Raw genomic sequence first — 11,925 nt, 5'->3', positions numbered from 1 at the left:
GATAAAATATATCTGTAAATACGTCAATTGTAATCAAGGAGTGTGATTATGAATAAAAACATTTCTAAAGTTTCTGATTTTCAAATGACTGCAAAACTGTTGTTCAGACTCTTACCGGTACAGATACTCTTAAATTCTATTAGTGCTATTAATGGTATAGTTACAGGCTTCTTTGCATCTAACTATGTTGGAGAAGCTGCCATGGGTGCCGTAGGTCTTTATAATCCAATTAGTCTGCTTGTAGGTGCGATAAGCTTTATGTTTTTGACCGGTTCTGTTGTTATCTGCGGCAAATATATGGGCAAGAATCAGGTAGGACAAATGCAGAATGTTTTTACACTGGATATTCTGTTATGTACTATTATCTCAGCTGTAACAGCCGCGATATTGATCATATTGGCTATATTTGATCTGACATCTTTTATTGCTCCTGAGAATTCGTCCAGGCTTGTGTTTAATAGATTTTTACTCGGTCAGGCGCTTGGAATTTTCCCCTTATTTATTGGCAATCAACTTGCGGCATTTCTTTCTCTTGAAAATAAATCCACCCGAACTACTATAGCAAGTATTGTATATATAGTCGTCAATCTGATTTTTAATTATGTCTTTGTTCAGGTACTTCATTTGCAGGCCTTGGGACTTGCAATTGCATCGTCCCTTGGAATGTGGGTGTTTATGCTGGTTCAGGCTCAGTTCTTCTTTACGCCACAAGCATCAATAAGACTTAATTTTAAGGGCTTTAGGTGGGATGATGCAAAAGAGATTGTTACTATCGGATTCCCTGGAGCAATAGGAAATGGATATCAGACTATCCGTGGATTGATTGTCAATGGACTTATTATTTCCTATGTAGGAAATGTTGGCATTTCTGCTTTTGCGGCTTCTAACGCGATAATGGCTTTCTTTTGGGCGATTCCCGCCGGAATGCTGAATGTATCAAGAATGATGATAAGTGTAAGTATTGGAGAAGAGGACAGAACTACTCTGAAGAACGTAATGAGGACTGCGCTTTTTAGATTTATCCCTCTTCAATGCGCAGTTTCAGCATTTATTATTCTAATGGCAAAGCCCTTTACTTTGGTTTTCTTCCAAAATCAGTCAGAACCGGTTTTTGCCATGACTATGTGGGGATACAGAATCCTTCCTCTATGTATGCCGCTTGCAGTATGGCTTATGCATTTTAGTTGCTATGCACTGGCTTCAAATAGAAAACTTTTAGTGCATATATATGGAGTATTGGATGGATTCGTTTGTGTAAGTGCTTTTACCGCTGTTTTGATTCCTTTTTTGGGAATGAATGCTGTTTATTTTGCCAATGTTCTAAATGGCATTGTGGGCGTTTTAATTGTTATCATTTATGCAATGATCAAGAATAAAAAAATACCTTCAAATCTTGATGAACTAATGGTAATACCGGATAACTTTGGTGTTGATGATGATCACAGAGCTGAATTTGTTGTTCGAAAGATGACGGATGTAACAGGAACTGCTGATGCAGCCCAGAAATTTTGCATAAGTAAGGGTATTGATAAAAGAAGAGCATATTTTATAAGTCTTGCAATGGAAGAAATGGCGGGGAATGTTGTAAGACACGGATTTGCGCTTGATGGTAAAAAGCATAATCTCACTGCCAGAGCAATAGTTAAAGACGACGATGTTATACTTTGTATTAAGGATGACTGCCAGCCCTTTGACCCTGTTCAAAGACAGCGTCTTGCTGATCCTGATGATAAGACCACGAACATCGGATTAAGGATGGTCTATAGTATCGCCAAGGACTTTACTTATCAGAATGTTTTGGGATTAAATGTTCTTACAATAAAGATTTGATTATTGTAAAGGCCACTAATTTAATTGGTGGTCTTTTATTATATTTATTGACTTGTACGATTTAAAGCGTTAAAGTATTAAAAGAACACATCAAAATATTGCTTGGGAGGTTTGTATGATTATTAAAGTGTTGTTGCTTGTTGTATTTTTTGCGGTGATGCTGTTTATTGGTTTTACCTGCAGAAAGAACTCGACAGATGTTAATGGTTTTGTACTTGGCGGAAGATCAGTTGGGCCCTGGGTTTCTGCTTTTGCCTATGGTACCAGTTATTTTTCGGCTGTTATCTTTGTTGGTTATGCAGGGCAGTTTGGCTGGAAATACGGAATAGCTGCTACCTGGGTAGGAATTGGAAATGCTTTTATCGGATCACTTATGGCATGGACAATTCTTGGCAGAAGAACAAGGATCATGACACAACATCTGGGTTCTGCCACAATGCCGCAGTTCTTTGCATCAAGATTTGGAGGCTCATCACTTAAAATTGCTGCATCTGTTATCACATTTATTTTCCTGATTCCTTACACAGCCTCTTTATACAACGGCCTTTCAAGACTCTTTGGTATGGCATTTAATATCGACTATTCTGTATGCGTTGTAGTAATGGCTGTTCTTACAGGAATTTACGTTATTGCAGGTGGTTATATGGCTACAGCAATTAACGATTTTATTCAGGGGATAATCATGCTTTTTGGTATATCAGCAGTAGTTGTTTCTGTCCTTAACAGTCAGGGCGGTTTCCTTGCTTCGCTTGATGGACTTGCCAGGATCTCTGATGAGTCTGTAAGTACAACTCCGGGTATTTTTGCTTCTTTCTTTGGACCTGATCCTTTAAATCTTCTTGGGGTTGTAATACTGACATCTCTTGGAACCTGGGGACTTCCACAGATGGTACAAAAATTTTATGCAATAAAGAGTGAGAGGGCAATTTCAAAGGGAACTATAGTTTCAACATTTTTTGCTTTCGTAGTCGCCGGTGGATGCTATTTCCTTGGTGGCTTTGGAAGACTTTTTTCAGACAGGATAGATATTGCTGCAAATGGATATGACAGCGTTGTACCTGCAATGTTATCAGGGCTTCCGGATATTCTTATAGCAGTTGTTGTAGTGCTTGTTTTATCAGCTTCAATGTCTACGCTTTCATCTCTGGTTCTTACAAGCAGTTCTACGCTTACTCTTGACCTTTTAAAGGGCCATGTTATCAAAAAGATGGATGAAAAGAAGCAGATTCTTATAATGAGATGTCTTATCGTTGTGTTTGTAGCAGTTTCAGTTGTTATAGCAATTGTTCAGTACAAACAGAATGTGACTTTTATAGCTCAGCTTATGGGTGTTTCATGGGGAGCCCTTGCCGGAGCATTCCTTGCACCATTTTTATATGGACTTTACTGGAAAGGAACTTCTAAAGCAGGAGTATGGTGCAGCTTTATCTTCTCAACGGTAGTAATGCTTGCAAATATGCTTGTAAGGCCAAGTTTTCCAAAACTCTTACAGTCTCCAATAAATGCAGGAGCTTTTTGTATGATCGCAGGACTTATTATTGTTCCTCTTGTTTCTGTATTTACTAAAAAGCCTGATAAAGCCTTGGTTGATAGCGCCTTTGCGTGCTACAATAAGGAAGTTATGGTTCATCAGAGCACATCACTTTCTGATGAAGAAAACATAGCTTAATACTTATTTAGGAGATTTACATTTTTATGATCAGAAGAGCCAAAGAAACAGATATTCCACGCATGATTACATTACTTAATCAGGTGCTTGAGATACATGCAAAGATAAGACCTGACATTTTTGTTTCAGGTAAGACTAAGTATTCAGTAGCAGAGTTAAAAGAAATCCTATCTGATGATAATAAGCCTGTTTATGTCTACACAGATGAAAATGATGAATGTATGGGCTATTGTTTCTGCGTTCTTAGGGGAATTCCCAAGGCGGATTTTATGGCTCCTAAAAAGATTCTTTTCATTGATGATCTGTGTGTGGATGAGTCAAAGAGGGGAGAGCATATAGGAAAAAAGCTTTTTGACTATGTGAAGGAAGAGGCCAAAAGGCTTGGATGCTATGAGGTTACTCTGAATGTATGGGAGGGTAATGACTCAGCAATTGCTTTTTACAACAGCCTTGGCATGAAGGTAAAAGAGTATCAGATGGAATTGATTTTATAATTGATAAAATGATAAAATGGATATGTAATTTGGATAGCGATTATAATATAGGGCTTAATATATGAGGCAAAGAACATATCGTATTTTAGATTTTAGTACTTTGGATAATGTTTTAAATGAAATCAATTCTTCAGAGGATTATTATTATGCATCAGGCATTTTGATGCAGCTGTATAATCCAAGGCTGGACATAGATGAGGAGTATCTTGTCGGCCGTATTAATGAAGTTTGTCCAAAAGCTGTGCTTACCGGTATGACATGTGCAAGTATAGCTGAGGAGAAGTATGATCTGAAAGACTCGCCAATACAGCTTTCAGTATCTTATTTTTTCAAAACAAAGATATACCGCTACGAATATGATCTAAATGAAGAATCGATGTTTGTGGCCGGAAGAATAATGAATGAAAAAATAGACGGTCTTAGAGACGTAAAATGTATGCAGATATTTTACGTTTCTCCAAGTTCGTCTATTTCTGTTTTCTCTAAAGAATTCAGTCATCAAAATCTCCCTATTTTTGGTGCTAAAGCAGGAAGAAATATTCGTGCGCTTAATACCGCACACGTTTATGGCAGTAAATGCTTTGATAATGCAATAGTGTCGGTTATTTTTCAAAGTGATTCTTTGTCTCTTTATATGGATAACAATCTCGACTGGGCCGAGATTGGAAAAGAGATGGTAATAACAGGGGTTGAAGGAGACAGGATCGTAACTGAGGTAGATGGTGCTCCTGCTATTGAGGTTTATAAAAAATATTTAAAGATTACCCCAAATGAGTTTTTTGTCCAGAATGTATGTGAATTTCCTTTTGTCCTAAAAAGAAATAATAACTTCGTGGCAAGGGTTCCGAGTGGTTATAACGAGGACGGAGCTATTATTTTTAATTCTGATGTATTTCAGGGCGAGCATTTCAGGCTCTCTTATTCATTCCCGCAACAGGCCTTGAATAAGACGAAGGTCGGAATAAATGCACTTTCATGGCTGCAGCCACAGGCCCTTTACTTTTTTGAATGTGGTAACAGGCAAAGGTTTCTTAGGGAATACTATAGTGAAGAGAGAGAAGTCTTTCATTCATTCTTTCCGGAATGCTCAAGCACTACCGGCTATTCTGAGCTTTTTGCTTTGCCGGAATGTGGTATGTGCGATCTAAACAGCGCATTGGTTATTGTTGGATTGACGGAAAACAAGTATTCAAAAGATCTTTTTGTTCATGGTAGCTGCGGGTTCTTAAATGAGCAGGATGAAGATGAAAAGCGTGAAGTTCCGTTTTTTGAAAGGATTCTTACCTTCCTTGAAAGTACCTCAAAGGATCTTGATGAGCTCAATAAACAGCTTGGAAAGGTTGCCTATACAGACCAACTCACAAAGATCTATAATAGGTGGGAGCTTGAAAGAAATATAAATGAGGCCATAACTCTTGCACAAAATGGAAGTTCATATTCATTACTATTCTTTGATATTGATCATTTTAAACACGTCAATGACACCTATGGTCACGATGTAGGTGATGTTGTCCTTAAGAGTATCGTAAATATTGTCAAAGACTTTATTGAAGATAACCATGTATTTGGCAGATGGGGCGGAGAGGAGTTTTTATATCTTTTCCCAAATTCAGATGTTGAAAAGGCTTTAGAGTTTGCTGAAAGGATAAGGCAGACAATTGACGATACCTGCTTTGTCACAGTTCAGCATCTTACTGTGAGCATAGGAGTGACAATGATAAGGCCTGAAGATACAATAGAAACCTTTGTAAAAAGAGCTGACGAGGCTTTATACAATGCAAAAGAAACCGGAAGAAATAAAGTAGTATTTGCAAAATGACAAAAATAAACCTCTGACTAATTAGCCAGAGGTTTTAATTTTTTAGATGTTTGCAATATCTTCTTGTGAAAGAAGTTTTAATCCTTTTCCTGTGAGCTTGGCCTCAGCAGCTTTTGTATCAGCAACTCTGAAGATCATGTAAGCGTGGTTGGAAGAGCCTCTTCCGGGAAAAGCGTACATGTACTCGATGTTAACTTCTGCATCAGCGAAAACTTCCAAAAGCTTATCAAGTCCGCCTGCCTCATCAGGAATCTCTACTGCCAGAACTGATGTAAGACTTGCTACGAAGTCATTTTCTTTTAAGGTATTTACAGCTTCTAAAGCGTCATCGACGATGATGCGGGCAATTCCAAAATCCTTGGTCTCAGCAAGGGAAGTGGCGCGCATGTCTATTTTGTTTTTGGCCATAACACTTGTGAGTTTTTTTAATGTGCCGGGTTTATTTTCAAGGAAAACTGATATCTGTTTTATACTCATGATAGAATCCTCCTATATTTCTAGTATAGAATAATTTTTGAATAATTACTGCAAAAATATCGATAAAACTTAGATTTTTCTCTTATCGATAACTCTTACAGCTTTTCCTTCGCTTCTTGCGATTGACTTTGGCGCAAGGAGAGAGATCTTTACCTTGATTCCAAGCATTGAGTACATATCTGTAGCAAGTTTTTTCTGACGTTCCTCGATCTCGCCGACATTATCTGTGAACATCTCAGGTGTCATTTCAACCTGAACATCAAGAGAGTCAGTGTTGTTGGCTCTGTCAACGACTATCTGGTAGTTTGCAGCATATCCATTGTTCAAAAGAACTGTTTCTATCTGGCTAGGGAATACATTTACGCCTCTTACTATAAGCATGTCGTCTGAGCGGCCCATTGGCTTAGCCATTTTGATGAAAGTTCTTCCGCAGGAACACTTGCCTCGTGTGAGTTTGCAGATATCTCTTGTGCGATAGCGGAGCATTGGGAAGGCTTCTTTATCTACAGCTGTAAATACCAGCTCGCCCTGTGAGCCTTCAGGAAGTACTTCTTCAGTATCAGGATCGATGATCTCTGCTATGAAGTGATCCTCATTTATGTGCATACCATTTTGCTCACAGCATTCAAAAGCAACTCCGGGACCGGAAAGCTCTGTAAGACCATAAATATCGTAGGCTTTGATTCCTAAAGTGGATTCTATTTCCTGACGCATTTCTTCACTCCAGGCTTCTGCACCAAAGATTCCTGCCTTAAGAGGGATGTCTTCAGGCTTGTAGCCTTCTTCTTTGAAACGTTCGGAAATATATGCAGCATAACTTGGTGTACAGCAAAGAATAGTGGCTTTAAGGTCATTTATGAACATCATTTGTCTGTCGGTGTTGCCGGAGCTTATAGGAACTGTAAGGCAACCAACTTTATGAGAACCACCGTTAAGACCGGCACCGCCTGTAAAGAGACCAAAACCATATGCAATCTGGCAAATATCCTCATTAGTTCCACCGGCAGCCATGATAGCTCTTGCGCAGCAGTCTTCCCAAAGATCAATGTCATGCTGTGTATAGAAAGCGACAACTCTTTTTCCTGTTGTTCCTGAAGTTGAGTGTATCCTTACGCAGTCCTTCATTGGAGCCCCAAGAAGACCGGTTGGGTAAGCATCTCTTAGATCTTTCTTTGATAAAAATGGAAGCTTATGAAGGTCGTCAACTGACTTTATATCATCAGGAGTAACGCCTTTTTCCTCCATCTTTTTCCTGTAGTAAGGGACATTATCCCAAACTCTTTTTACCTGCTGAACAAGCTTTTCGCTCTGAATCTTTTTTATTTCTTCATAAGGTGTTGTTTCAATTTCTTTCTGAAAATATTGCTCCATATCTTTTTCTCCCCAAAAACAATTCTTTTTATGCGAAGTTTTTGCCAAGCTCGAAGGCTTTTTTATTCATGTCGAGGAATTTGGCAGGTACATTGGCTTCAAGGCTCTTCATCCATTCATCTTCAGGAAGATCAAAGTAGTGAGAGAGTCTTCCAAGTAATACTATATTTACAGCTTTTGATGAACCGGCCTGTTCTGCAAGAGTAAGGCAGTCCAAAGCATCAACCTTTGCACCAGTAGCCTTAATCTGATCGATAATATTTTCAGGATATTCAGCTGCTCCTGTAATTACCGGCATAGGATCTATCTGCTGAGTGTTTGTGACGATCTGTCCATCCTTTTTAAGGTATGGAAGCCATCTTGCAGCCTCTAAAGCTTCAAAGGAAACAATGTAATCAGCCTGACCTTTATCGATGACAGGAGAGAAGACTTTTTCGCCGTATCTTACATAGGTTACAACGCTTCCTCCTCGCTGGCTCATACCATGTACTTCAGAAACTTTAACATCAAATCCCTGAGCCATTAAAAGATGTCCTAAAAGTTTGCTGGCAAGTAGTGAACCCTGTCCGCCTACACCAACGATCATAATATTTTTAGTTTCCATTGTTTCAAGCCTCCTTTTCCGGAGCGTTAAAGGCTCCAACCGGACAGAGCTGGCTGCATACGTTACAGCCTACGCACAGTGTTGTATCAATTCTGGCCTGTCCATCTTTCATGGAAATTGCAGGGCATCCGATTCTCATACAGGATTTGCAGCCTACACATTTATTTTTATCCACGTTAAGAGGAGGATTGTGTTTTACGTATTTTAATAAAGCGCAAGGGCGTCTTGATATGATTACGGAAGGAGCGTCTGCGGAGAGTTCTTCCTTGAGGACTTTATCGCATTCTTCAAGATTATAAGGATCAACTACGCGGACTCTTTCAAAGCCCATAGCTCTGCAAAGGGCTTCAAGATCGATCTTTCCTGCCGGGTCACCCTTTATGTTGTAGCCGGTTGTTGGATTCTGCTGGTGACCTGTCATTCCGGTGATTGAATTGTCAACAATTATGATAGTTGAGTTTGACTGGTTATATGCAACGTTGGCAAGACCTGTCATTCCTGAATGCATAAATGTTGAATCACCGATAACGGCAACAGTTTTGTGCTCACTTTCGGCACCTCTTACTTTGTTAAAACCATGGAGTGCTCCTATTGAAGCTCCCATACAGAGAGTCATTTCGATAGCGCCAAGTGGTGGAACTGCGCCCAGTGTATAACATCCAATATCACCTAAAACAGTGCAGTTATTCTTTTTAAGAGTATAGAAGAGTCCTCTGTGTGGGCAGCCTGCACACATAACAGGTGGACGATTAGGAATCTCTGCATCAAGGGCAAAAGAGCTCTCGACATCTTTTCCGAATTTCTGAGCAATTAGATTTTGTGAAAACTCATCAACGATTGGAAGAAGGTCTTTTCCTGTGACTTCAATTCCAAGAGCTTTTACATGATTTTCAATGATTGGATCAAGTTCCTCTACAACAAAGAGCTTTTCAACCTTTGAAGCAAAGTCCCTGATAAGCTTTTCAGGAAGAGGATTGGTCATACCAAGCTTAAGTACGCTTACGGAGTCACCAAAAACCTCTTTTACATACTGGTAAGATGTTGAGCAGGTAATGATACCTATCTTTGTACCACCCATCTCAACTCTGTTGAGAGGACACTCTTCAGCATAGGAAATAAGGTCTTTTGTTCTCTGCTCAACGATAGGATGACGCTTTTTGGCATTGCCTGGCATCATTACGTATTTTGCGATATTTTTTTCGTATGGCTTATCGGGAACAGTTCTTTCACCTGTACTTACGAGAGACTGAGAGTGTGCAACTCTTGTGCACATTTTTAAAAGAACAGGAGTGTCAAATTTCTCAGATATTTCATAGGCAAGCTTTGTATATTCGAGAGCTTCACCTGAATCAGACGGTTCGATCATAGGAACCTTGGCAGCGATAGCGTGGTGTCTTGAATCCTGCTCATTCTGTGATGAGTGCATTCCTGCATCATCAGCAACTACGATCACAAGACCTGCATTAACTCCTGTATAGGACATTGTGTAAAGTGGATCTGCTGCTACATTAAGGCCAACGTGTTTCTGAGCGCAGAAAGCTCTTTTTCCTGCAAGTGATGCGCCAAAAGCAGATTCCATAGCCACCTTTTCGTTAGGGGCCCATTCACAGTATATATCATCATATTTAGCAGCTTCTTCAGTTACCTCTGTACTTGGAGTACCAGGATAACTTGAAATGAAGCATACTCCGGCTTCATATAATCCCCGGGCAACAGCCTTGTTGCCAAGCATGAGCTGTTTGCCATTGTCTTTGCTCATTTATAATCCTCCTACCTTCTTAAATTATTACGCACAATTATATAAAACAGACATTGTTTTGATTTAAAGTGATAAAGTGCATATACACTAGGATAATAAAAATAAAATATAAAATCAAGAATTAAATATGCTTTAAATTACTAAATAATAGGGCATTACCTGTATTGACCTTTTTATTAAATGTCTTTATAATGTACTTTAGCGCTTTAAAGCGTACAAGAAGGGGATTACAATATGCCGATTACAGATTTACTAGAAAGAAACAGCAAACTTTATGGGGAAGAGGTTGCTCTTGTGGAGATAAATCCTGAGATAAAGGAAGAGCAACGAGTAACATGGAAGGAATATGAACTTATTCAGCCCACAAGCACTTCCTATTACAGAAGACAGATCACATGGTCTGTATTTGATGAAAAAGCTAACAGAGTAGCCAATATGCTCATGGAAAGGGGCATCAAAAAAGGACAGAAGTGCGCTATATTGCTTATGAACTGTCTCGAATGGCTGCCTATCTATTTTGGAATATTAAAATGCGGAGCTGTAGCTGTTCCGCTTAATTTCAGATTTACTTCTGAAGAAATTGATTATTGCCTTAAGGCTTCCGATTCAGATGTTCTATTCTATGGACCTGAGTTCATCGGAAGAATCGAGGATATTGCTGAGAAATTAAAGAAGGAGATGCTTCTTTACTATGTTGGAGACCAGTGTCCATCCTATGCTGAGGACTATTACAAGCAGGTTTCAAATTCATCTTCAACAGCACCAAGAGTTCTGATCGAAGATAAGGATGATGCAGCAATCTATTTTTCATCAGGAACGACAGGATTTCCTAAGGCTATTTTGCATATCCACACTGCACTTATGCAGTCTGCAAAAATGGAAGCAATCCATCACGAAACAACACACGAGGACAATTTCCTCTGCATTCCACCTCTTTACCATACAGGTGCAAAAATGCATTGGTTTGGCTCACTATATACAGGAAGCAGAGCAGTTCTTTTGAAAGGAAATTCACCGGAGGCGATATTTAGAGCAGTATCTGAAGAACACTGCACAATTGTATGGCTCCTTGTTCCGTGGGCGCAGGATATTCTTGCTGCACTCGATAGCGGAAAGCTTAAGATGGAAGATTACAAATTAAGTCAGTGGCGTCTGATGCACATAGGTGCTCAGCCGATTCCACCTAGCCTTGTCCGTCATTGGCTTCAGTATTTTCCTCATCATAAGTATGACACCAACTATGGCCTTTCTGAATCAACAGGCCCAGGCTGCGTTCATCTTGGAATGGAAAATGTACATAAGGTAGGCGCCATAGGTGTTCCCGGTTATGGCTGGAAGACCAAGATAGTAGATGAAGAAGGAAATCCTGTTAAGCAGGGCGAGATCGGAGAGCTTTGTGTCAAAGGCCCCGGCGTTATGGTCTGCTATTATAAGAATCCTGAAGCAACTGCTGAGATTCTTAAAAATGGATGGCTCTTTACAGGTGATATGGCACGTCAGGATGAGGACGGCTTTATATTCCTCGTTGACCGTAAAAAAGATGTTATTATTTCAGGCGGTGAGAATCTGTATCCTGTACAGATTGAGAGCTTCCTCATGAAAAATGACAAGATTCATGATGCTGCTGTAATAGGTCTTCCTGATCCGCGTCTTGGTGAAATTGCTGCTGCAATAATACAGGTAAAAGAGGGAATGACTCTTACTGAGGAAGATGTAGATGCTTTCTGTGTTGACCTCCCAAGATATAAAAGGCCAAGAAAGATCATTTTTGATAAAGTTATCAGAAATGCTACAGGTAAGATTGATAAGCCAAAATTAAGACAGAAGTACTGCGGCGATCATCTTGTAGAAAAGCAAAATCAGGGATGAATATTACATATCTAAATGACTAAATAAGTAGAA

Annotated in this window: 9 protein-coding genes; 5 read left to right on the top strand and 4 right to left on the bottom strand. The window is 39.4% G+C overall.

The window, feature by feature from the left end; genetic code table 11:
* The first annotated feature begins 48 nt into the window (after positions 1-48).
* The 4 genes from G585_RS0109140 to G585_RS0109125 all read left to right on the top strand — a co-directional run bounded on the left by G585_RS0109140 (position 49) and on the right by G585_RS0109125 (position 5,812).
* On the top strand, positions 49-1,830 hold the full coding sequence (locus G585_RS0109140; RefSeq protein ID WP_022774513.1) for an MATE family efflux transporter: 1,782 nt from the start codon (positions 49-51) through the stop codon (positions 1,828-1,830).
* Between the two features lie 115 nt (positions 1,831-1,945).
* Complete coding sequence (locus G585_RS0109135) at positions 1,946-3,499, top strand: sodium:solute symporter family protein (protein ID WP_022774511.1); 1,554 nt, start codon at positions 1,946-1,948, stop codon at positions 3,497-3,499.
* Between the two features lie 26 nt (positions 3,500-3,525).
* The gene (locus tag G585_RS0109130) at positions 3,526-3,993 is read left to right on the top strand and encodes a GNAT family N-acetyltransferase (RefSeq protein ID WP_022774510.1); all 468 of its coding nucleotides are present in this window, start codon (positions 3,526-3,528) and stop codon (positions 3,991-3,993) included.
* Between the two features lie 61 nt (positions 3,994-4,054).
* A complete protein-coding gene (locus tag G585_RS0109125; protein ID WP_081644807.1) occupies positions 4,055-5,812 on the top strand; it encodes a diguanylate cyclase in 1,758 nt (585 codons plus the stop codon).
* Positions 5,813-5,854: 42 nt separating this feature from the next.
* Here the strand turns inward: G585_RS0109125 and G585_RS0109120 are convergent, their stop codons facing one another.
* The 4 genes from G585_RS0109120 to iorA form a co-directional block, all read right to left on the bottom strand.
* Positions 5,855-6,289, bottom strand: a complete 435-nt coding sequence (locus G585_RS0109120; RefSeq protein WP_022774507.1) for an acetolactate synthase — start codon at positions 6,287-6,289, stop codon at positions 5,855-5,857.
* Positions 6,290-6,358: 69 nt separating this feature from the next.
* On the bottom strand, positions 6,359-7,660 hold the full coding sequence (locus G585_RS0109115; protein WP_022774506.1) for a phenylacetate--CoA ligase family protein: 1,302 nt from the start codon (positions 7,658-7,660) through the stop codon (positions 6,359-6,361).
* A 28-nt stretch (positions 7,661-7,688) separates the two neighbouring features.
* A complete protein-coding gene (locus G585_RS0109110; RefSeq protein WP_022774505.1) occupies positions 7,689-8,264 on the bottom strand; it encodes an indolepyruvate oxidoreductase subunit beta in 576 nt (191 codons plus the stop codon).
* A 4-nt stretch (positions 8,265-8,268) separates the two neighbouring features.
* The gene (iorA, locus tag G585_RS0109105; protein WP_022774503.1) at positions 8,269-10,023 is read right to left on the bottom strand and encodes an indolepyruvate ferredoxin oxidoreductase subunit alpha; all 1,755 of its coding nucleotides are present in this window, start codon (positions 10,021-10,023) and stop codon (positions 8,269-8,271) included.
* 234 nt (positions 10,024-10,257) lie between these two features.
* Here iorA and G585_RS0109100 point away from each other — a divergent pair, with 234 nt between their 5' ends.
* Positions 10,258-11,892 carry a class I adenylate-forming enzyme family protein gene (locus G585_RS0109100; protein WP_022774502.1) on the top strand — a complete coding sequence of 545 codons (1,635 nt, stop codon included), beginning with the start codon at positions 10,258-10,260 and terminating at the stop codon, positions 11,890-11,892.
* Positions 11,893-11,925 lie beyond the last annotated feature (33 nt).

The organism is Butyrivibrio sp. AE2015 (assembly GCF_000420825.1).
Lineage (GTDB): Bacteria > Bacillota > Clostridia > Lachnospirales > Lachnospiraceae > Butyrivibrio.
The sequence above is the reverse complement of the archived record's forward strand: the minus strand, read 5'-3'. Positions and strand labels throughout refer to the sequence as shown.